19 protein-coding genes are annotated in these 22687 nt (G+C 59.2%); 5 read left to right on the forward strand and 14 right to left on the reverse strand.

Annotated features, from left to right (window positions below; all coding sequences use genetic code 11):
• Nucleotides 1-42: 42 nt before the first annotated feature.
• From yddG to ASF13_RS01405, 9 genes are all read right to left on the reverse strand, one after another.
• Nucleotides 43-924 (reverse strand): aromatic amino acid DMT transporter YddG, encoded by an 882-nt coding sequence (gene yddG, locus ASF13_RS01365; RefSeq protein WP_056232322.1) that lies wholly within the window; start codon nucleotides 922-924, stop codon nucleotides 43-45.
• A gap of 228 nt (nucleotides 925-1152) precedes the next feature.
• Complete coding sequence (locus ASF13_RS01370) at nucleotides 1153-1692, reverse strand: hypothetical protein (RefSeq protein WP_056231642.1); 540 nt, start codon at nucleotides 1690-1692, stop codon at nucleotides 1153-1155.
• Nucleotides 1693-1874: 182 nt separating this feature from the next.
• Entirely contained in the window at nucleotides 1875-2714 is an 840-nt protein-coding gene (locus ASF13_RS01375) for a PRD domain-containing protein (RefSeq protein ID WP_056231643.1), read from the reverse strand.
• 24 nt (nucleotides 2715-2738) lie between these two features.
• Nucleotides 2739-4205, reverse strand: a complete 1467-nt coding sequence (locus ASF13_RS01380; protein WP_056231645.1) for a glycoside hydrolase family 1 protein — start codon at nucleotides 4203-4205, stop codon at nucleotides 2739-2741.
• Nucleotides 4202-6028 carry a beta-glucoside-specific PTS transporter subunit IIABC gene (locus ASF13_RS01385; RefSeq protein WP_056231648.1) on the reverse strand — a complete coding sequence of 609 codons (1827 nt, stop codon included), beginning with the start codon at nucleotides 6026-6028 and terminating at the stop codon, nucleotides 4202-4204. Before ASF13_RS01385 ends, ASF13_RS01380 begins: the two co-directional genes overlap by 4 nt.
• A gap of 203 nt (nucleotides 6029-6231) precedes the next feature.
• The gene (locus tag ASF13_RS01390) at nucleotides 6232-6534 is read right to left on the reverse strand and encodes a chorismate mutase (protein ID WP_056231651.1); all 303 of its coding nucleotides are present in this window, start codon (nucleotides 6532-6534) and stop codon (nucleotides 6232-6234) included.
• A gap of 687 nt (nucleotides 6535-7221) precedes the next feature.
• Nucleotides 7222-7551: a multidrug/spermidine efflux SMR transporter subunit MdtI gene (gene mdtI, locus ASF13_RS01395; protein WP_056231656.1), complete on the reverse strand. Its 330-nt coding sequence runs from the start codon at nucleotides 7549-7551 to the stop codon at nucleotides 7222-7224.
• Nucleotides 7538-7912 (reverse strand): multidrug/spermidine efflux SMR transporter subunit MdtJ, encoded by a 375-nt coding sequence (mdtJ, locus tag ASF13_RS01400; RefSeq protein WP_056231657.1) that lies wholly within the window; start codon nucleotides 7910-7912, stop codon nucleotides 7538-7540. Before mdtJ ends, mdtI begins: the two co-directional genes overlap by 14 nt.
• A 1082-nt stretch (nucleotides 7913-8994) precedes the next feature.
• Nucleotides 8995-9726: a hypothetical protein gene (locus ASF13_RS01405; RefSeq protein WP_056231659.1), complete on the reverse strand. Its 732-nt coding sequence runs from the start codon at nucleotides 9724-9726 to the stop codon at nucleotides 8995-8997.
• 299 nt (nucleotides 9727-10025) lie between these two features.
• On the opposite strand from ASF13_RS01405, the gene ASF13_RS01410 reads away from it, so the two are divergent.
• The 5 genes from ASF13_RS01410 (at nucleotide 10026) to btsR (ending at nucleotide 15806) form a co-directional block, all read left to right on the forward strand.
• On the forward strand, nucleotides 10026-11141 hold the full coding sequence (locus ASF13_RS01410) for an ABC transporter substrate-binding protein (protein WP_056231661.1): 1116 nt from the start codon (nucleotides 10026-10028) through the stop codon (nucleotides 11139-11141).
• A gap of 104 nt (nucleotides 11142-11245) precedes the next feature.
• Nucleotides 11246-12298 carry an iron ABC transporter permease gene (locus ASF13_RS01415; protein WP_056232325.1) on the forward strand — a complete coding sequence of 351 codons (1053 nt, stop codon included), beginning with the start codon at nucleotides 11246-11248 and terminating at the stop codon, nucleotides 12296-12298.
• On the forward strand, nucleotides 12295-13092 hold the full coding sequence (locus ASF13_RS01420) for an ABC transporter ATP-binding protein (protein WP_056231663.1): 798 nt from the start codon (nucleotides 12295-12297) through the stop codon (nucleotides 13090-13092). Before ASF13_RS01415 ends, ASF13_RS01420 begins: the two co-directional genes overlap by 4 nt.
• Nucleotides 13093-13398: 306 nt before the next feature.
• Nucleotides 13399-15078 (forward strand): sensor histidine kinase, encoded by a 1680-nt coding sequence (locus ASF13_RS01425; protein WP_056231665.1) that lies wholly within the window; start codon nucleotides 13399-13401, stop codon nucleotides 15076-15078.
• A gap of 11 nt (nucleotides 15079-15089) precedes the next feature.
• Nucleotides 15090-15806 (forward strand): two-component system response regulator BtsR, encoded by a 717-nt coding sequence (gene btsR / locus ASF13_RS01430; RefSeq protein WP_056231668.1) that lies wholly within the window; start codon nucleotides 15090-15092, stop codon nucleotides 15804-15806.
• Nucleotides 15807-15897: 91 nt separating this feature from the next.
• Here the strand turns inward: btsR and yjiA are convergent, their stop codons facing one another.
• From yjiA to nhaC, 5 genes are all read right to left on the reverse strand, one after another.
• Nucleotides 15898-16860 (reverse strand): GTPase, encoded by a 963-nt coding sequence (yjiA, locus tag ASF13_RS01435; protein WP_056231671.1) that lies wholly within the window; start codon nucleotides 16858-16860, stop codon nucleotides 15898-15900.
• Between the two features lie 8 nt (nucleotides 16861-16868).
• Nucleotides 16869-17072, reverse strand: a complete 204-nt coding sequence (locus ASF13_RS01440) for a YbdD/YjiX family protein (RefSeq protein WP_056231673.1) — start codon at nucleotides 17070-17072, stop codon at nucleotides 16869-16871.
• Between the two features lie 57 nt (nucleotides 17073-17129).
• On the reverse strand, nucleotides 17130-19283 hold the full coding sequence (locus tag ASF13_RS01445) for a carbon starvation CstA family protein (protein WP_056231676.1): 2154 nt from the start codon (nucleotides 19281-19283) through the stop codon (nucleotides 17130-17132).
• Between the two features lie 402 nt (nucleotides 19284-19685).
• Nucleotides 19686-21050 (reverse strand): alpha-L-fucosidase, encoded by a 1365-nt coding sequence (locus ASF13_RS01450; RefSeq protein WP_056231678.1) that lies wholly within the window; start codon nucleotides 21048-21050, stop codon nucleotides 19686-19688.
• Between the two features lie 2 nt (nucleotides 21051-21052).
• Nucleotides 21053-22498: a Na+/H+ antiporter NhaC gene (nhaC, locus tag ASF13_RS01455; protein WP_072166253.1), complete on the reverse strand. Its 1446-nt coding sequence runs from the start codon at nucleotides 22496-22498 to the stop codon at nucleotides 21053-21055.
• Nucleotides 22499-22687: the final 189 nt, after the last annotated feature.

Raw genomic sequence — 22687 nt, forward strand, 5'->3', positions numbered from 1 at the left:
GGTCAGCATCGAGCAGATTAACGGCCAGCATATTGCCATTTATTATCGCTGACGGGTTGACCACCAGCACAGCAGCGAGCCGAGGCTGACCATCGCGGCACCCTGCCAGAAGCTGACCGACAGGCTGGCGTTGAGCATCACCGCCGCCAGCATCGCCGAGATCACCGGAATAAAGTAGGAGGCGGTGGCCAGCAGCGTAACGTGACCGTGCAGGATCCCGATGTTCCAGGCCGCGTAGCCGAAGCCCATCGCCATCGCGCCCAGCAGCAGGTTCACCCCCACCCGCAGAGTAAAGACCATTTCCGGCTGCGGCGCGGCGAGGAATTTCACCCACAGCGTCAGCGCCGTCAGGATAAAGAACAGGGTGATGCCGTTGCTGCCGTTGGCAATCTTTTTAGTCACCACGCAGTAGATTGCCCAGATCGCCGCGCCGCTAAACGCCAGCCCGTAGCTGAGCGGATTGGAGGCGACGCTGGCCGCAATTTCGCTGAAGGAGAATGCACGGTCGCCGGCCAGCACCAGGCAGATGCCGGCGATCGATACCAGCATGCCGGGAATAATCAGCAGGCTGCATCTCTGCCTGGTAACGATCACCGACAGCAGAATGGTCATGCCCGGCCACAGGTAGTTAACCATACCGACTTCGATCGCCTGGGTGCCGGTGCTGGCGAAGCCCAGCGACAGCGACAGGCACAGCTCGTAGCAGACAAACAGCAGGCTGCCGGTAATCAGGTAGGCGCGCGGGAAGGTTTTTACTTTGGGAAAACCAAGGGTCAGCAGCAGCACCAGCGATGCCAGGCTGTAGATCATCGCCGCCCCGCCAATCGCCCCCAGCCCTTCGCTGACGCTGCGGATCAGCCCGACGATGGCGCTCCACAGGACGATAGCAATCAGCCCGATTGACGTTGCCTTTTTTGCTGTTATTTCCACTCAACCCTCTGCCATTATTTCCCCGCGCGGGCGGAGGGGATCCCCGCCTCGCTGATGGAAGCAGGCCGAAGCATTCACCCACGGCTGCCGCGCTGTAAGGTAGCAAAATCAGATGAGCCTGCGCTACGCCGTCAACGCCGATCTGAAAAATATCCAGCCAACAGCCCCGCAGCCCCGTAGTTCGGGGCTTTTATTTATCCGGCAGCTCGCTTTCCTTCAATTTCACGGCTGCAGATCCCGCTCATCCACCTCGGCCCAGGCCTGAGTGGCGGAGTCGTAGCTGTTTTGGGTGATCGTCTTTTTCATCAGTGACCACTGATAAAGCGGGACGCCCGGATCGTCATCGGACTGGGTAAACCGATAGTAGGAGAGCTGGAACGGGTTGCGGTCATAAGGGCTCTCGCCCTTTTTCTCTGCGTTGATCAGCCAGAAAGTGTTGCCGCGGCGAAACAGCTGATTATCCTCGACCAGAAACTCCGCGTCCGCCGACAGGCGGTAGTCAAACCACGTAAACCGCTCGCTGTTTGCCACCGGCATAATGCTGAGGCCGCCGTCGCCGCGATCGACGAAGAAGGTCAAACCAAGATTAGGGTGGGAAGTGTTGTTATCGAATTGCGCGACCACGACATAATCCTGTCGCCCGTCATCATTGATATCCAGAGGATTTATTCCCTGTTTGAGCAGGACCGGAGAGAGGGCGCAGACGCTGTTGCTGAACGCTGCGGCCGTCAGCCAGCATAAGGCCCGCAGGGTGACTGTCATTATGCTTCCTTTCATCAGACACGCAGGGAGGGGAATCACAGGAAGATACGGCATTTGCTGATTATTGCTGTGCCGTCGGTGCGTTACAACGACGATGTGAGAACGTACAGCCGGTCACAAGGGAGTCGGAAACCGCTGAAACGAATGATAGTGCCATCCGTTCAGGCTCTGTTGGTTACTGATTACTCCACCTCGCCCTGCGCCAGCCGGCTGATATGAATGCTCAGCCAGGTCAGCTCGTCGTTGGGCAGCACCAGCTGGTGCTTCTCTTCAACGTAGTCACGCACAGCCCAGGCGACCTGCATCGCCTGTGGGTGAAAGCGCACCATTTCCTGATAGAAATCATCCCCGTTGCGACTGACGATCTTGCCCGCCAGCACCCGTTCGGCAAAGTAGCGCAGATGGGTGATAAAGCGGTTGTAGTTGATGGTGGTGATATCCAGGTTGCGGTTCAGCTTGTAGCGAACGATTTCGGCAATGCGGTTCACCAGCTGGACCTGCTGATGGGCGTCGCCGTTGTCGCTCTCACCTGAGGCGTTAATCAGGTGAAAGGCGATATGCACCGCTTCGTCGTCGGGCAGGGTGATGCGAAAGCGCTGGTTCACCAGCGCCGTGGCACGCAGGCCCAGTTCATACTCGCGCGGGTAGTAGCGTTTCACTTCCCAGCTCAGTTTGTTCACCACGTTCATGCCGCTTTTACTGCGCTCAACGGCGAAGAACAGGTGTTCGGCCAGCGTGAACAGCAGCACGCTGTTCAGCTTCTCAGCGTACTGCGGCTGTGCCACGGCGATGATGTCGTGGGTAACGTCAAAAAAGGCCGCCGGCACGCTGTCGGTCAGAGAAAGAAAGTGCTGCGCTTTGTAGCTCTCCAGCGGAATAAACACCTGCTCGATATGACTGGCGTCAACCAGCGCACCGGGTTTGGTGCCAAAGCCGAGGCCTTTGCCAAACAGGATCATCTCGCGACCCTCCTGTTCAACCAGCAGCATACTGTTATTCAGCGACTTCTTAACTCTTATCACATGCGTTTCCCGCGGCCTGATGACTTAACTGAGATCGCTGCCGTTGGTGGCGATCACTTTCTGATACCACCAGAATGAGTCTTTACGCAGGCGGGCAAGCGAGCCGTGGCCTTCATCATCCTGATCAACATAGATAAATCCGTAACGCTTGGACATCTGTGAAGTACCGGCACTGATAATGTCAATTGTTCCCCAGCTGGTAAAGCCCATCAGCTCAACGCCTTCGTGGATCGCCGCCAGCATTTGCTCGAAGTGTGATCTGAAGTAGTCAATGCGGTAGCCGTCGTGGATTTTTCCGTCCACCACTTCGTCGCGCGAGCCGAGGCCGTTCTCCACGATAAACAACGGCTTCTGGTAACGGTCATACAGCTCCAGCAGGGAGATCTTCAGCCCGACCGGGTCGATCTGCCAGCCCCATTCGGACGCCGGCAGGTAGGGGTTTTTTACCCCCAGCACGGTGTTGCCCGGGATGCGCTCGGCGTCCGGCTGCGTCGATTCGGTCAGCGACATGTAGTAGCTGAAGGAGACGAAGTCGACGGTGTGGTTGCGCAGAATATCCAGATCGTCCGGCTGCATCTCAAGACGGATGCCGCGCAGCTCCAGGTCACGCAGGATCAGCGGCGGGTAGGCGCCGTTTACCTGCACGTCGGCGTAGAAGTAGTTTTCCAGATTTTTCTTCAGCGTTGCCTGCACATCATCCGGGTGACAGGTGCGCGCATAGGTGGTCAGTTTGGTCAGCATGCAGCCTACCTGGCTGCCCGGAATAATCGCGTGGCAGTCGCGGGTGACCAGCGCCGAGGCGACAAACTGGTGGTGCAGGCCCTGATAGATATCCTGCCGGGCATGGCCCGGTGCGCACTTCTCTTCGCGGATCCCGGCGGTGGTAAACGGGTGGCGATGGATGCTGTCGATCTCGTTGAAGGTCAGCCAGTAACGCACAAGGTCTTTATAACGATGGAAGCAGACGTTGCAGTAACGGACGAAGGCATCGACCACGTTACGGTGCACCCAGCCGTTGTACTTTTCGCTGAGGATCAGCGGCATCTCGTAGTGGGAGAGGGTGACCAGCGGCTCAATGTTGTGCTTACGCATCTCGCTAAACAGATCGTCATAAAACTGCAGGCCGGCTTCGTTCGGCTGCGCCTCTTCACCGGAGGGGAAGATGCGTGACCAGGCGATGGAGACGCGCAGCACTTTGGTACCCATCTCAGCAAACAGCGCCAGATCCTCTTTATAACGATGATAGAAGTCGATGCCGCGACGTTTTGGGTATTTCTCATCGTTCAGGCCGTTCAGCGCATCCTGAATATTTTCGTCGCTCAGCGCCATATGGCCGCTGTAGTCCTTTACGTCCATATTCGGCTTATGCGCAATCGCATCGGCTACGGACGGGCCTTTGCCCGCCACGTTCCAGGCGCCTTCCGCCTGGTTAGCGGCGATGGCCGCGCCCCATAAAAAGTTCTGCGGAAATACCGGGATATTCTGTTTCATACTGACTCCTTTAAGGTCATCACGTGATGAGTGCCGACGGCAGCGTCGGACGAAGGGGAGAGCACCTCGAAGCGGTCGCTGTTGGTGACGACCATCACCACCACCGGATCGAAGCCGGCGGCAGTAATCGCTTCAAGGTCAAACCTGACCAGCAGATCGCCGGCTTTAACGTGCTGATTTTCAGTGACTTCAGGCCAGAAGTTGCGGCCTTCCATCTTGATGGTATCAATGCCAATGTGGAAAATAATCTCAGCTCCGCTGTCGGTGAGCATACTGAGCGCATGGCCGCTCTCAAACAGGCTGCTGATGGTGCCGTCCGCCGGAGCATACAGCGATCCGTGCGTGGGGATAACGCCGATGCCGTCACCCATAATACCGGCAGAGAACACCTCATCGTTGACCGAGGAGAGCGGGATCACCTTGCCCTCCGCCGGGCTGTTGAGATCGAACGCGTTGACCCGCGTCGGCGTGGTGGCGGTTGCCTGCGGCTCCTCATGCCAGATCGCCAGGGTGACAACAAAGGTCACCACAAAGGCCAGCCCGGCACCGGCCAGCGCCCAGAGAATATTGGCCGGATTGGTCGGTGAGACGAACATTGAGATGCTGGCGAGGCCCGGGCCAACCAGCGCAAACGCTTCTACCGCCATCCAGCCGATAAAGCCGCCGCCGATCACGCTGCCGATAATCACCGCATACAGCGCCTTCTTATTCAGCAGCGTAATGCCGTACAGCGCCGGTTCGGTAATGCCGCACAGCGCGGAGAGACCGGCCGACAGCGCGGTGGACTTTTTCACCCTGTCGCGGCTTTTAAAGTAGATGGCAAAGCAGGTGGCCGCTTCGGCAATATTGTGCGCCAGCGACGCGGGCAGGTAGAGCATCTCGCGGCCGAACTGCGACATCGAAGCCACGGCGTAGGGGATCATCGGCTTGTGCATACCGGAGGCGACCATAAATGGCAGCACGGCAGCCAGCAGCGCGGTGGCGACAAAGCCCAGCTTGCCGTACAGCCAGAGGATCACCGTGGCCATGCCGGAACCCAGTTCAAAGCCGAGTGGGCCGAGCAGCAGCAGCGTCACCGGTACGGTGACCAGCAGCGACAGCATCGGTGACAGGAACACCCGCAGCGCCGACGGCGAGTAGCGGTTAAAGAACTTCTCGGTCTGGGCGTAGAACAGCACGCAGAGGATCGCCGGGAACACCTGCGAGGCGTAGGCGATATTCAGCAGATCGAACGACAGGAACTGTGCCCCCTCCGCCAGCTGTTTCGACATCGCCGGCAGCACCAGCACCGACACCGCCGAGACCGCCACCAGAATATTAACCCGCAGTTTGGTGGCGGTGGTGATCGCCACCAGAATCGGCAGGAAGTAGAGCGGGGCGGAGCCGATGGCGTCGAGCACCTTCCAGGTGGAGTTATCGCGGGTCAGCCAGCCCATTACGTCGAGCAGCAGCAGCAGCGATTTCAGCACGCCGCCGCCGGCAATCGCCGGGATCAGCGGCTGGAAAATGCTGATCACAAAGTCAATCAGATACGGCCCCCACTGGCGACGTGCGCCGGGTCTGGCCGCGTCAGGCTGGCGGCCTTCTGCCAGCTGGCGCACCGCCTCGTAGATCTCAATCACCTCTTTGCCGATGATAACCTGACACTGGACGTTGACCCGCACGCCCAGCACGCCCGGCACTTTTTCCAGCGCTGGCTGGTTGACCCGCGCGTTATCCACCAGGCTCAGCCGCAGCCGGGTTGAACAGTGCTCGATATGTTCGATGTTATTCACACCGCCAACCAGGTTAATTATTGTTTGTGCCGTTTCCAGATAGCTCATCTGACACCCCTTATTTTTCCCAAAAAAAAAGACCTGAAGCCCCGGTTTAAGGGAGCTTCAGGTCTTGCCTGGTTGATACCAGTGACACGCCTGCCCACAGTTCTATAGCGGCAGAGGGGGAAAGGCAATGAGATTACCGAATCGTGTATGGGAATTGTGAGCGAGGCGGCAAATTACGCTGTGGTGTCAGATACTGCTGGTTATCAGCCGGACTTACCGACGGTGAGCTGCTGATGCTGTTGCAGTTCATAGTCGATAAATGCGCCAATCATCGCCCGCCAGACGCTTTCTGCAATCTCCGGCGGCAGCCCCTGCTCACTGGCCTGCAGGCGAACCTTATCCACCACCTGCTGCACGCGGTCCGGCGCGCGCACGGCAGCGCTGTCTTTTTTAAAGGCGGCCGCCGCCTTAACACAGGTCGCGCGTTTCGCGATCAGTTTCACCAGTTCACTATCAAGGGTGTCGATTTGCCGGCGGAGTTCGTCGAGGGAGTTACCGATATTCATGTTGATCCTTGTAGCTAGTACAAAAGTACAAAGTACCGGTTTTACACTCTCTTTGCCAGTGGCTGAAAGGGCGAAATTTATGCATCAATGTGGGCTGGCTGGCGCAGATACACAATAATCAGCGTTCTGGCAGAACGAAAAAAGGCAGGGTGGTTAGCCCCGCCTTGCTTCAGGTTGCCGTTACCCCTTAGGGTCTTGCGGCAAGTTGTCTGATGACAACGATAATGCTAAGGCTGATGTGCAGAATTTGCAGTATCAGCAGAATGCTTCCCAGCAGTATCACCGGTGCGCTCCTTATCCAGCCAGAGCACCACACGCCGTTAATGCCTTTGGGTTTTCCCTCACGACGCATTTCTGCTTCACATTCAGGTGGCACTCTTTTAGGTTCAGGCAAACCGGGCAGCACCATCTGTTACCGGTTGGGAAAAACCAGGGATGAGTCCTTTCAGCTACCGGCAAGAGGTAACCTGATACTGCTGTGAGCAGGCTGATTATAATGGGGGAAAGGGATGTGATAACCTGCAAATCGTGCGTATTCTGTACTGAGTGACATTGACCTTACCTGTTGACGTGATACGATTTCATGGCTTCACACTTCAGGTGGTACGATTCTTTATGCGGCTACCAATCGCTAAAAGAGATAAAAAACCGACGTCATCGTCGGTTTTTTTTCGCCCTCATTTCTGCTCAGGCCAGCTTAATCATCACCATTCCGGCCAGCAGCAACAGCAGACCCAGCCAGCCTTTGCGGTTCAGGCGCTGACTAAACATCACCCAGCCCGCTGCAATCGTCGCTATCAGGCCGAAGCCACCCCACAGGGCGTAGGCAACCGCAAGATCGATGCCTTTCACGGCCTGCGATAATGCGCTGAATGCGGCCAGCACGCCCAGCAGGGAGAGTACGCCGTAAGCCTTACGTTTAAAGCCGTTCGACAGTTTTAGCAGGATATTGGCGGCAATTTCAAGCAGAATGGCCACCAGCAGCCAGAGAGCATGTACCCATTCAAACGCCTGCATGATGCCCCCCTGCCTGCGTCTGTGCGGCTCGTGGGGTTTTACTGCGGGTGCCCGTTTTAATCAGGGCGATACCGGCTATCAGCGTGGCCAGTCCGGCGACTTTCATCAGTGATACGGACTCATCAAACAACAGCACGCTGAACAGGGTAATAAACAGGATCCCCACCCCTTCCCACATGGCGTAAGCCACGCCGAGAGCGATTTTTTTTACAGAAAAGGAGAGGAAAATATAGGACAGGGCGATCATCACCAGCATCAGCAGATAGCCGCCGTGGTGGTCATTTACATCTGCCCATTTCATCGACAGGGTGCCGGTAATTTCAAAAGCAATGGCCAGAGCCAGCAGGAACCAGTAACGCATAATATCTCTTCCACAAGAGAGTCATCATCGTGCGCCAGCCCACCGTTTGCGCGAGGCTACGGGGCTGAAAGCAGAAAACAGAGTCGGCAAAGCCACGCAGAAATGCGTTATGCCGCAGGCGGAAGAGCAGGACTAAAGTGCGTTACGCCAGTGTTGTTCACCGGTAATGAGGGCGCTGAAGGTGCGTGTTGAGGTAAAGCAGAAGCGTTCGTTTCTGAACAAAGTATCCATATAATTTACAACTTATCCGCGTTGTTGCTTCTCGTCGGTGCGGAAAGAAAATTGTCCTCAGTTGTTGTACACCCGCGGATCCTAGCCTGGTTCATAACGTAAAGTGACGAAATTTGCGCTTCTTTACGCTGGGTGCCGGTAAAGCTGCGGCTGTTAACGGGCTGCCACGAAAAAAGGCGGGTGGTGAAACCCCGCCTTGATTCAGGTTACCGCTGCTCCTTACGGTCTTGCGGCAAGTTGTCTTGCGACAACGATAATGCTAAGGCTGACGTGCAGAATTTGCAGTATCAGCAGAATGCTTCCCAGCAGTATCACCGGTGCGCTCCTTATCTGAACAGAGCACCACCCGCCGCTTATGCCTTTGGGTTTTCCCTCGCGGCGCGTTTCTGGCTTAGTGAAACAACAGGCACTCTGCAGGTTAAGGCAAACCGGGCAGCACCATCTGTTTCCGACCGGGAAATTTTCAAATCCTTTTCAGCAACCTGCCAGAGACAGCTTCGTGTAATCATTAAGCTTCGCGATTATAAGCATTCGAAGCTTAAGCTCGAACCACATATTGTGCGTTTTTCAGGCGGTTGCTTATTGACCGCAGGGCAGGGGGTGATAACATTATCTGGCTTAGTGATACAGCAGGTATTGTTCCGTTGCAGGGCTACCAACCTGAAAATGGGGCGGATTAGGGCAGGCTGGTTACCTTGCCTTAATTCAGTTTGCGTTGAGGCCTTATAAGGCTTAGTAAAGTGTATTGCGACAACGAGAATGCTCAGGTAACGAAAAAAAACCGACGGTAAAGTCGGTTTTTTTTCGTCCCTGTTCAGGCTATCGATGGCGGTTCAGACTCTGCTCGCCATTCATCCACAGGCCCCGGCAAAAATTACCCCGCGCGCGCTCATCTCACGCTGCCAGCGGGCGGCGCTGGTGGTCCAGTAGACGGACTTAACGCCGAAACGTGCCAGCTCCGCCTGCGACCAGGAGAACCACTTCTCCGGGAATTTCTGCCGGTAATCCGCCAGCAGCTGTGGGCAATAAGCGATCTTTTCGCTGACGCCGATCGTCTGGTAAAACTGGCTCTCCTGTTGTGCCAGCGCGATAAATTCGGGCTGTGTGACAAACTTCTGCGCCGTCATCCCGTCTTCGCTGTTTTCCATCGCGATCTCGCTGGCCGGGCTGTGCAGGCTGCCGTGCCACAGCAGGTAGCTGTTCTGGCCAATATATTTGTTTTTGCCTGCGGGGAACAGGTAGCTGGCGCAGGCGGACGCACAGACGTTTCTCACCTCAACGTCAACGCCGCGCTTGTGGATCTCACGGCCTAATTTCATCGCTTCCACGACGTCGCCGCCGATGCTGTTGAGGGAGATCTTCTCCACCCGCCGCATCTTTAGCTGGTCAATCACCTTGTCTGCCGAGCCGGTAATAATCTGGCCATCGTAGTAGAGCGTACCGTTACGCACGCTGATTTCCGGTGGTGAAAGCAGCACCCGCTCGTCCTGAATATCGATGGCCTGTGCGGCAGCGGTCGGTGCGCTGAGCGCGCAGGCAAGCAGCGGCAGCAGCGTAGAGAGCGGGGATAAGCGTGGCAACATGATTGCGGGTTCCTTGTGCAGTGGATCAGGCGGCGGGCGCAGGCGCATGGCGTTGGCGATACGTCAGTCATGTCCGTAGTACCCTTGAGTTTACTTGATTCCCGTCCCTGCTGTCGCACAACGCGTTGCCCAAAGGCAGAACGGCGCGTGAGCGGCAGGTGGTTCGCGCAAAAAAAACGGCAAATGTGGAGCCTTTGCCATGAAATCGTCAGGTAATGTAAATAAATGTATCAATGTTGAGTGATTATCATTTAAATTTAGCCGGTCTGATTTGACTCTCTTACCTCGGGAAAAAAACAATGTCCTCATCTGTCTTTAAACGCCGTGCTGTTGCCGGTGCGCTGGCGCTTGCCCTGCTGGCAACCGCCACCTCAGCCCTGGCTGAAATCAAAACCCTGACCGACGTCATCGGCCGTCAGGTGAAGGTCGACCTGCCTGCCAAGCGCGTGGTGCTGGGTTTCTACTTTGAAGATTATATGGCCGTGGGCGGTGAGAAAGCCTTTGATTCGGTGGTTGGCCTGTCGCGTGAAGCGTGGGAAGGCTGGGTGCCGGCTAACTGGGCGATGCACGTGGCGCACCACCCGTCGCTGAAAGACATTCCTGACGTGGGCGAAGTAGAGGCGCAGAACTTCTCGGTGGAGAAGGTGCTGAGCCTTAACCCGGACCTGCTGATCCTCGCCGACTGGCAGTATCAGGCGCTGGGTGCCGATATCAAGCGTATCGAGAAGCAGGGCATTCCGATCGCGGTGGTCGACTTTAACGCGCAGACCGTTGAGCGCCACGTGGCCTCCGCCCGCGTGCTGGGCACGCTGACCGGGCAGGACGCGCGGGCGACGGAAATCGCCGATCTTTATGCGGCGTCGTTGAAACAGGTGGCCGATCGCGTTAAGGCCTCCGGCAAGCCGCAGCCGAAGGTGTACGTCGAGTTTGGCAATAAAGGCCCGGAAGAGTACTCCTTCACCTACGGCAAGAACATGTGGGGCGCGATGGCCACCGCGGCCGGCGGCAACAATATCGCCACGCCGTTTGTTGAGTGGTGGGGGCCGCTGAACCCTGAGCAGGTGCTGGCCTCACAGCCGGACGCTATTTTCATCGCCGGGCGTGAGAACAATGCCAACCCCAATGCGCTGCCGATGGGGCAGGGGGTAAAAATTGACGACGCGCGCGCGAAGCTGAAGGGCTTTGAGCAGCGTGCCGGCTGGAGCGGACTGCCGGCGGTGAAAAACGGCAAGGTGTACGGCGTCTATCAGGGCGCGTCCCGTACCCTGTCTGACTTCGCGATGGTGCAGTATATGGCCAAACAGCTCTACCCTGAGCAGTTCAAGGACGTCGATCCGCTGGCTAACTACCTTAACTACTACAAAAAATACCTGCCGGTCACCCCGGAAGGTACCTTTGTGGTCGGCGTTAAGTAACGATGCCCCCCGGCGGCCCGCCGCTGCGCTGGCGGGCCGTCCGGCACCTCACCGATCGTTTCGATCGCGCTGCTGCGGCGGCGCGTGATTTTCTGGATACCACCATGACTATTCCCTCTGCCAGCCGCAACGCCATTGCCGCGCATCGCGCGCGCGAACGTAAGCGCTGGCGTTACGTGCTGCTGTTTTTACTGATTACGGCGGTCAGCCTGGTGTTTGATATCGCCACCGGCCCGTCGATGCTCTCACCCTCTGAGGTGATCCGCTCGCTGACCGGGCTGGGTGAACGTGCGGCGATGACCGACGCCATCGTGCGTGAACTGCGGCTGCCGATGGCGCTGATGGCGCTGGTGGTCGGCGCGGCGCTGGGTGCCGGCGGCGCGCAGATGCAAACCCTGCTGAATAACCCGATGGCCAGCCCCTACACGCTGGGAATGGCGGCCGCGGCCGGTTTTGGTGCCGCGCTCAGCCTGGCGTTTGGCGGTTTCGGACTGAACCCGATGTTCGCCGTGCCGATCGGCGCGTTTCTGTTTTCAATGATCGCCGCGCTGTTCCTGTTTATGCTGGCCTCGATGCGCCGGGTGCGCACTGAAACCATTATTCTCGGCGGCATCGCGCTGCTGTTCCTGTTCCAGTCGCTGCTGTCGCTGATCCAGTTTCTCTCCGCGCCGGAGCTGTCACAACAGATCCTGTTCTGGCTGTTCGGCAGCCTGACCAAGGCCACCTGGCCGACGCTGCTCCTTACCACGATAGTGACGCTGGTCTGCTGCCTGCTGCTGCTGGCCGACTCGTGGCAGCTGGCGGCGCTGCGCATGGGCGAAACCCGCGCGCGCAGCCTCGGGGTGAACGTGCGCCGCCTGCGCATGAAGGTGCTGGTGATCGTGGCGGTAATGACCGCCACCGCCACCAGCTTCGTCGGGGTGATCGGCTTTATCGGCCTGGTGGCGCCGCACATTGCGCGCATGGTGGTCGGTGAAGATCAGCGCTTCTCGCTGCCGATGTCGGTGCTGAGCGGCGCGATGATGTTGTCGGCGGCGTCGGTGCTGTCGAAATCGATCGTGCCCGGCGCGCTGTTCCCGGTTGGCATTGTTACGGCGATCGTTGGCGTGCCGTTTTTACTGTGGCTGATCTTCGCCCCGCGCAGGAGTGCCTTATGATCGCGCTCAACGGCATTCAGGTGCAGCGCGGTGGCCGCACCATTATCAATGGCCTTAGCACGTCGCTGGCCGCCGGGCAGATCCACGTGATTATCGGCCCCAACGGCACCGGAAAAACCACGCTGCTCGGCGCGCTGTTTGGCGAGCTGCCGCTGGCGACCGGTACGATCCGCTGTGGAGAACGCGAGTTAACCGCCGGCAAGCCGCGCGGAAAAACGCTGCAGCAGTGGCGCGACGGCATCGCCTACCTGCCGCAGGACAGCACGGCGGATATCGGCCTGACGGTGCTGGAGGTGGTGGTGCTCGGGCGGTTGGGCAGGCTGTCGCTGCATATCGATGACGAGACGCTGGACGCGGCGATGCAGCGGCTTGAGCAGGCCGGGATCGGTCATCTGGCCGAACGCGATATCGCTTCGCTCAGCGGTGGACAGCGGCAGATGGTGCTGTTTGCCCAGGTGATGATGCGTGAGCCTGAGGTGATGCTGCTGGATGAACCGGTCAGCGCGCTGGATCTTAAACATCAGCTGGCGCTGCTCAACCTGGTGCGGCGCGAAACCCGCGCGCGCAACTGGGTAACGGTGATTGTGCTGCACGATCTCAACCTCGCCTGCCAGTACGCGGACAACCTGCTGGTGGTGGCCGGTGGTCAGCTGCAGGCCGCGGGGCGGCCGCGCGAAGTGATTAACGCGCAGCTGATCGGTGACACTTACGGCGTCGAAGTCGAGATCCTGCATGACCGGGCCGGTAACCCGGTGGTGCAGCCGCTGGGGATATCGGCACAGGGTGACGCATAGTACAGATAGCCAGTGCAGGCTGATGTGACTTAGCCTGCCTGACTGCCTGACTGCCTGACTGCCTGACTGCCTGACTGCCTGACTGCCTGACTGCCTGACTGCCTGACTGCCTGACCGCCTGTTAACTCGCCTGACTCTTAACTCGTCCGTCTGTCCGGTCCCTGATATAACCGCCAGGGGGCCGGTGAACGGAGAGCGGGCTTCAGCAGAAAAATGCGCGCCAGATCGCGTTTTTAAGATCAGCGCGCTGAAACCGGCGGCGTAACAGAGTAGGGTGCCCGCAATACGGGCGAACGGGCAGGCAGGATGGTCGATTTTACTCTGGTGTTACAGCTGCTGCAGCAGATGTGCGTGTTCCTGGTGATCGCCTGGCTGATGAGCAAAACCCGGCTGTTTATCCCGCTGATGCAGGTGACCGTCCGCCTGCCGCACAAGCTGCTGTGCTATGTCACCTTCTCAATCTTCTGCATTCTCGGTACCTATTTCGGCCTGCATATCGAAGACTCGATTGCCAATACCCGCGCCATCGGCGCGGTGATGGGCGGCCTGCTTGGCGGGCCGGTGGTCGGCGGGCTGGTGGGGCTGACCGGCGGCCTGCACCGCTATTCGCTGGGCGGGATGACCGCGCTGAGCTGTATGCTTTCCACCTTTACCGAAGGGCTGCTCGGCGGCCTGTTGCACAGTTACCTGCTTAAACGCGGCCGCCCCGACCGGGTGTTCAGCCCGCTGACCGCCGGCGGCGTGACGCTGGTGGCGGAACTGGTGCAGATGGCGATTATTCTGCTGATCGCCCGCCCGTATCAGGACGCGCTGCACCTGGTGAAAAACATCGCCGCGCCGATGATGGTCGCCAATACCGTCGGCGCGGCGATGTTTATGCGCATCCTGCTCGACAAGCGGGCGATGTTTGAGAAATACACCTCGGCCTTCTCGGCCACCGCGCTGAGGCTGGCGGCAGAAACCGAGGGGATCCTGCGCCAGGGGTTTAACGAAGAGAACAGCATGAAGGTGGCGCAGGTGCTTTATCGCGAACTGGATATCGGCGCGGTGGCGATCACCGATCGCGACAAGCTGCTGGCCTTTACCGGCACCGGTGACGATCATCACCTGCCCGGCACGCCGATCGCCTCGGATTATACCTGGCGGGCGATTGAGAGCGGTGAGGTGGTCTACGCCGACGGTAACGAGGTGCCTTACCGCTGTTCGCTGCATGATAACTGCAAGCTGGGTTCGACGCTGGTGATCCCGCTGCGCGGTGAAAATCAGCGGGTGATCGGCACTATCAAGCTCTATGAGCCGCGTAACCGGCTGTTCAGCTCGATCAACCGCACGCTGGGCGAAGGCATCGCGCAGCTGCTGTCGGCGCAGATCCTTGCCGGGCAGTTTGAGCGGCAGAAGGCGCTGCTGGTGCAGTCGGAGATCAAGCTGCTGCACGCGCAGGTCAATCCGCACTTCCTGTTTAACGCGCTGAATACGCTGGTGGCGGTGATCCGTCATGACAGCACGCAGGCCGCGCAGCTGGTGCAGTATCTGTCGACCTTTTTCCGCAAAAACCTCAAGCGACCGGGCGACGTGGTGACGCTGGCCAACGAGCTGGAGCACGTTAACGCCTATCTGCAGATTGAGCTGGCCCGCTTCCGTTCGCAGCTGCGGGTCGATCTGCGGGTACCGGAGTCACTGGCGCAGCTGCGGCTGCCCGCATTCACCCTGCAGCCGATCGTCGAGAACGCCATCAAGCACGGTACTTCACAGCTGCTGGGGACCGGGGTGATCGCCATTGACGCCCGCACCGAGGGTGAACATCTGCTGCTGACCGTCGAGGATAATGCCGGACTCTATCTACCCGGCGCGGACGGCAGTGGCCTCGGTATGAGCCTGGTCGACAAGCGCCTGCGCGGCCGCTTTGGCGACGACTGCGGCATCAGCGTCAGCTGCGAGCCGGAGCGCTATACGCGCATCACCCTGCGCCTGCCGATGAGCGCCTGAGGAAAAAACCTATGCTGAATGTACTGATCGTCGATGACGAGCCGCTGGCGCGCGAGAACCTGCGCGTGCTGCTGCAGGATCGGGCCGATATTACCATTGTGGGGGAGAGCGCCAACGCCATTGAAGCGATGGGCGCGGTCAACCGGCTGCGGCCGGACGTGGTGTTCCTCGATATTCAGATGCCGCGCATCAGCGGGCTGGAGATGGCCGGTATGCTCGATCCGCAGCAGCGCCCCTGGATCGTGTTTCTGACCGCCTTTGATGAGTACGCGGTGAAGGCGTTTGAGGAGCACGCGTTTGATTACCTGCTTAAGCCGGTCGATCCCGCCCGGCTGGAAAAAACCCTCGCCCGCCTGCGCGAGGTGCGGCCGCTGCAGAATATCGCCGCGCTGGAAGGCCCGGAGCCGCTGAAGTTTATCCCCTGCACCGGCCACAGCCGTATCTGGTTGCTGCCAATGGAGGAGGTGGCGTTTGTCAGCAGCCGGCTGAGCGGCGTGTACGTCACCAGTCAGGACGGCAGGGAGGGCTTTACCGAGCTGACGCTGCGCACGCTGGAGAACCGCACGCCGCTGGTGCGCTGCCACCGTCAGCACCTGGTGAATATGGCGCACCTGCGCGAGATCCGCCTGGAGGATAACGGCCAGGCGGAGCTGCTGCTGCGCAACGGCCAGACGGTGCCGGTCAGCCGCCGCTACCTGAAGCCGCTGAAGGAGCGGCTGGGGCTGTGACTGTGGCAGCCACGGTTCAGGCTCAGCCGGGCACTGCCCGGGTGACGCGTTTGCCGCCGGCGTCCTGCAGCAGTCGGGCTGAGCTTACCCTTTAACGCGGCCGCAGCGCCTCGAAGGTGCCGCGGATCTGCGATTCCGGCAGCTGCTGGCCGATAAACACCAGTGTGCTGCGCTTCGTCTCTTCCGGCTGCCACTCGCGGTCCCAGTCGGCGCTGTACAGACGCTGCACGCCCTGGAACAGCAGCCGGCACGGCTGGTCGGCGATCCACAGCATGCCCTTATAACGCAGCAGATCCTGGGCAAAGCCGCCGAGCAGCTCTTCCATCGCCGCCGACACCGCCGCCAGTTCCACCGGGTAGTCCAGCTCAACCACCAGAGAGGCGATCATCGGCTGGGCAGGCGCGATAAAGCGGAAGCGCGGCGCGGGCTGCACCACCTGCTCCTCCAGCATAAAGCCGCGGGTGTCAAACAGCAGCGCCAGATCGATCTGGCCGTTAACCACCGGATGGACCGGGGCGCGGGCGTTGATGCGCTGCAGGCGTTCAACCAGCTCCGCGCTGTCGCCGGCCACGTCGGTTTTGCTCAGCAGCAGACGGTCGGCGTAGCCGACCTGCGCCTGGGCAAGGCTGAAGCGCCCCAGCTGTTCAGCGGCGTGCACCGCATCCACCAGGGTAATCACGCCGTCCAGCAGGTAGCGCTGGCACAGCACCTCGTGCGAGAAGAAGGTGTGAATAATCGGGCCGGGATCGGCCATGCCGGTGCACTCGATAATCAGCCGGTCAAACGCCAGCGTGCCGTTATCCAGCCCGTCGAGCAGGTCGAGCAGCGCATCCTCCAGATCGTTAGCGCGCGAACAGCAGATGCAGCCGTTGGTCAGGGTTCTGATTTCCGTGGCGCGGTCGCCAATCAGCTGGTCGTCGATCGCCACGCCGCCGTACTCGTTCTCAATCACGGCAATTTTGTAATCCTGCTGTTCGTGCAGAATATGGCGTAACAGGGTGGTTTTACCGGCACCGAGAAAACCGGTCAGTACCGTAACTGCAATCGGGTTCATAACGTTCCTTAACAGCAGCGCATGCCGCCTTTACCATCGCCGCCGTAGCGCGCCTGCTGGCGCTCGCGGAAAAATTCTTTATAGGTCATCGCCGGCTGGTCCGGATGATTGGCCTGCATATGGGCAACGTAGGTATCATAGTCGGGGATGCCGACCAGCATCCGCGCGGCCTGGCCGAGATACTTTTTTGCCGCGCCTAAGTTATCAAACATATTCCTCTCCGTAACGAAAAAAGCGGTGCCGTTAACGGCACCGCCCGGATTGAGCCTTTAGTGGCCGGAGACGGTTTTAATCCCCTCTTTCGGCACCTCGACGTACGGCGTTTCGCAGTCGGTTCGGGTGTCCGCGCGGCGGGCTTTCTGCCAGGCGCGGAAGCCGTAGAACAGGATACTGTACACCACGATCAGGAACAGAATACTCAGCCCGGCGTTGGTGTAGTTGTTAATGACAATATGCTGCATATTACTCAGCTGCTGCGGGGTCAGCGTGTCGCTGCCCGCCGCCATCTTCGCCTTATACTCGCCGGCCATAAAGAAGAAGCCTTCCAGCTGCGGGTTGTTGCTGAGCAGCTTGAGGCCCAGCGCCCAGGTGGTGCAGATCAGCAGCCAGATGGCGGGCAGCAGCGGCACCCAGACATAACGGGTGCGTTGCATCTTCACCAGCACCACGGCCGCGAGGATCAGCGCCACGGCGGCCAGCATCTGGTTGGAGATGCCGAACAGCGGCCACAGGCTCTTCACGCCGCCCAGCGGATCCACCACGCCCTGATAGAGCAGATAGCCCCACAGGCCGACGCAGCCGGCGGTGCCGATAATCCCGGCCACCAGTGAGTCGGTTTTCTTCAGGAACGGCACGAAGTTACCCAGCAGATCCTGCAGCATAAAGCGGCCGGAGCGGGTACCGGCGTCCAGCGCGGTAAGGATAAACAGCGCCTCAAACAGGATGCCGAAGTGGTACCAGAAGCCCATATCGGCCACCGGCATGATTTTGTCGAACACGTGGGCGATGCCCACCGCCAGCGTCGGCGCACCGCCGGCACGGTTGAGCACCGACGGTTCGCCGATATCTTTCGCGGTCTGCAGGATCTCTTCAGGTGAGATAACAAAGCCCCACGAGCTGACGGTGGCCGCCGCCTGGGCGGTAACGTCCTTCAGCTGCGCCATAATCAGCGGCGCGTTCTCGCCGCCCAGCTCGTGCAGGTTCGGCATGGTGATGCCCAGCCCGGCCGGTGGGGTGTTCATGGCAAAGTAGAGGCCCGGCTCGATAATCGAGGCGGCAACCAGCGCCATCACCGCCACAAAGGACTCCATCAGCATCGCACCGTAGCCGATAAAGCGCGCGTCGGTTTCACAGGCCAGCAGCTTCGGCGTGGTGCCGGAAGCGATCAGCGCGTGGAAGCCGGAGACCGCGCCGCAGGCGATAGTAATAAACAGGAACGGGAACAGGGCGCCTTTCCACAGCGGGCCGCTGCCGTCGATATACGGGGTGATGGCCGGCATTTTCAGCTCGGGGTTAAGGATCACGATGCCGATCGCCAGCCCGACGATCACGCCGATTTTCAGGAAGGTGGCCAGGTAGTCGCGCGGCGCAAGGATCAGCCACACCGGCAGCAGCGCCGAGATAAAGGCGTAACCGATCAGCGTAAAGGTGATGGTGGTGTCCTTGAAGGTCAGCGCCGGGCCCCAGTACGGATCGTGGGCGACGATACCGCCAAACCAGATGCTGAGGATCAGCAGCAGCACGCCGATTACCGAGATTTCCCCGACGCGGCCCGGACGGATAAAGCGCATATAGATGCCCATAAACAGCGCAATCGGCACCGTTGAGCAGACGGTAAACACGCCCCACGGGCTCTCCGCCAGCGCTTTCACCACGATCAGCGCCAGCACCGCGAGGATGATGATCATAATCAGGAAGCAGCCGAACAGCGCGATGGTGCCGGGCACCGGGCCCATCTCTTTCTTGATGATCTCCCCCAGTGAGGCGCCGTTGCGGCGCGAGGAGATAAACAGCACCATAAAGTCCTGCACCGCCCCGGCCAGCACCACGCCGCCCAGCAGCCACAGCACGCCGGGCAGGTAGCCCATCTGCGCCGCCAGCACCGGGCCGACCAGCGGTCCGGCCCCGGCGATCGCCGCAAAGTGGTGACCAAACAGCACGTTGCGGTTGGTCGGTACGTAGTTCAGCCCGTCGTTATTCAGCACCGCCGGTGTGGAACGGGTCGGGTCAAGCTTCATCACCTTCCGGGCGATATACAGGCTGTAGTAGCGGTAGGCGACCAGATAGACCGACACCGAGGCGACGACGATCCACAGCGCGCTGATATGTTCGCCGCGGCGCAGCGCCACCACGGCGAGGCAGCAGGCACCCAGTATGCCGAGTAACATCCACGGCAGGTGCCGGAGAGCGGTATTTTTATTCATAAGTAACCTGGTTATCAGCGCGTCCGGCGCAGGCGGCCGGTGAGGCTGAGTAGGGTAAAGGGATTATTTTTTTATGCCCGTTAAGGGTGACGGAAATCCCAGTTGAAAGGCGGGAATTGTCGTTAAGCGGTGATATTGGCGGATGAGCGGTGGCAGGCGGCGGTAAGCGGTTTTACCGCACGGCTAAGTGGCTGAATTGTGTGATTAAGATCTCATTAACGATCCGGGAAAATCCCTTGCTCCACACTGCAACGGCAGTCAGGTCAGCATCAGGGAGAGTGAGAGGGGCAGCTGGCAGGAAAAAAAGCCGTCGTACAGCAGTCTACGCGCTCAGAACAGGGGCCGCAGGGCAGAGCAGCACCGGCTGTGGTAACGGCCAGACTGGCTGGCCGTTATGCCGGTTTACGCGGTAAATTTATAGGTAAAGGCGTACTCCAGCCCGCGGTCGAACTGATATGGCAGCGGTTGCAGCGTCAGGGTGTTGTCGCTGATGGAGAACGGCACTTCGAGCGCCTCACCCTTGCACAGCAGCTGACAGACAGCCGGCCGGTAGCCCGCCTGCAGGTTCAGCGTCAGCGGTTCGCTCAGCCACTTGTTAACGATCAGGTAGTCAGCCTCCGCCACGCGGGTGAAGGCGCAGCGTGCATCGTCGCTCTGCAGACGACCGCCGATCTGGCTGTCATAGACAGCCTCGCCGTTAACGTCCATCCAGCGGCCGATATCGCGCAGGCGCTCCTGTTGCAGCGTCGGAATGCGGCCGTCGGCGGTCGGGCCCACGTTAAGCAGGAAGTTGCCGCCCTTCGAGACGATGCCGATCAGCTGCTCTACCAGCTGCTGCGAGGTGCAGTAATCTTCCAGCTGTTCGGCGCGGTTAAAGCCGTAGGATTTGCCAATGCCGCGGCTCTCTTCCCACGGATGGGTTTTGCCGAAGCCCTCTTTATCGTTGTATTCGGTGCTGTAGTAGTCGCCGTGATTGCCCGGCATGCCGCTAAAGAAGCGGTCGTTCACCAGCACTTCATCCCTGTTTGGCGCGTCGTTATACAGCCAGGCGAGGAACTCTTTGGTCTGGCTGAACTCCTCGCTGAGATCCCACTCGCCGCCGTCGGAGAAGATCAGGCAGGGCTGATAGGTGTTCACCAGCTCTTTCAGCTGCGGCAGCAGGATCTCCTGTGGATAACGCTGTTCATCGATACCGAACTTCAGGCGATCTTTTTCCGGCACAAAGTAACCACCCTCGGCGCGGTGGCTCCAGTTGGTCTCCCAGTCGATGATCGAGTAGTAGATCCCCATCTTCAGCCCGCTGTCGCGTACCGCCGTGGTGACGGCACCCAGCAGATCCTGTTGCGGCCCGACGTCAGCGCTGTTCCAGTTTTTCTTGTGGGCGTTGGTGGTCGGCCACATGCAGTAGCCGTCGTGGTGCTTGGTGGTCATCACCACATATTTCGCGCCGGAGGCCTTAAACAGCGCCGCCCAGGCATCGGCATCAAACAGCTCTGCCTTAAACTGCGGCGCAAAGTCGCGGTACAGGAAATCACTGCCGTAATGCTTTGCATGGAAATCATCGTCGTTATTGCGATAGCTACCGTAAACGCTGGCGTAATACCACTCGGCGTAAGAGCCAAACAGCGAGTTATCAACTTTGCGCCAGGCGGGTACGGAGAACACCCCCCAGTGAATAAAGATTCCGAATTTTGCCTGGTTGAACCATGCCGGCGTCTGGCGCTGGTCAAGGCTGTCCCAGCTCGGGAGATAGGTTGTATTGCTCACGTTTAGTCCTTAATTTCTTCGGTTGGGTCGATTTTCGCAATGCACAGCCCGGTGACGGCGTAGAAAGCGGCAATGATTAAGCCGGCGTAACACTGCACGGCCCACAGGGCATAATCCAGCGTCGCCACGTTCAGCGTCGCGGCCATAAACACCCCGGCCGCGGTCCACGGGATCAGTGGTTCAATCACCGTGGCGGCGTCTTCCACGGTACGGGAGATATTTTTACGGTGCAGCCCGTTCTGTTCATAGGCTTTTCTGAACAGTTCCGAGGGCAGCAGGCAGGCGATATTGTTGTTGCCGGTGGCGGCAATCAGCGCCACGCAGGCGGCGATAGTCGAGAAGATCAGACCTGCGGCGCTGGTGACGATGCGGGTGAAGTAGCCGATGATAATATCCAGCGCGCGGGTCAGCGTGAGCGGGCCGGCGAAGGAGAAGGCGCAGAGGATCACCAGAATCAGCGACATCATCGAGGCCACGCCACCGCGCTCCAGCAGCAGACGAATGCTGGCCGGTACCGCTTCCGGGTTATCGGTCAGGGTGCTGACGCTGAAACCGGAAACCCAGATATTCAGGTTTTCAATCAGGCCGATGCCCTGAGTAAACCAGGCGATCAGCATTGAGATGGCGGTGGTAAACAGCAGAACCGGGATCACCGGTTTTTTCAACAGCGCACCGGCCAGTACGATAAAGATCGGCAGCGCGAGGATCCAGCTGGTGTGATAAAGCTGGTGGATCTGATCGACGGTTTGCTGTGCGGAAGCGAGGCTGCCGCTGCCCGGTTGGCTCCAGAAACCGATAAAGAAGTAGATCACCGCAGAGATCAGGTAAGCCGGGATCGTGGTTTTGCACAGGTGGCGGATATGATCGTAGAGGTCGAGGTTGTTAACGATCGCCGCAAAGTTGGAGGAGCCGCTGAGCGGGGAAATTTTGTCGCCGAAGTAAGCACCGCCGACTACCGCACCCGCCACCGCCGCCAGGTTGGCATCCAGCCCGTGCGCCACGCCCATCAGCGCCACGCCGATGGTGCCCGCCGAGCCCCACGAGGTGCCGGTACAGGTGGCGACGATGCTGGTGACCAGGAAGGTAATCAGCACCAGATACTGCGGGTTAATAATCTTCAGGCCGATGGTGATCAGGTACGGGATGGTGCCGGAGCTCATCCACACGCCAATCACCCCGCCAACGCACATCACGATCATCAGTGACGGCAGCGCCTGAGAAAATTTCTTCACGATTTCATCAATGATGTCCTGGAAGCTGTAGCCCAGCCACATGGCGACAAAGGCGTTCAGCACCGCAGTGATGCACAGCAGCGCCTCCAGCTTAATGCCGAGAATGGTGTAACCGAGAATAATCGAAATTAATGAAATGCCGAGCAGGAAGAATGATGCAGGCAGCCCCAGCACTCTGCGGGTGGTTTCAGGCAAAACCTCTGATGTTGAAGACATACGTACCCTCTGTTTCTCGTTATTGTCATGTTGTGTTCAGGCAGATGACGGAAGATTGCACTTTTTACAGGTCTAATGGTCAGGCCATTTGGCGCAAAAAAAAGTGATGTTTACACATCACTTCCTGACTTTGTCCATATTGCAGACCGGATGCCCATGCGGAACGGGCAGGAGCATCAGACCGTTAAC

This window comes from Erwinia sp. Leaf53, assembly GCF_001422605.1.
GTDB lineage: Bacteria > Pseudomonadota > Gammaproteobacteria > Enterobacterales > Enterobacteriaceae > Erwinia.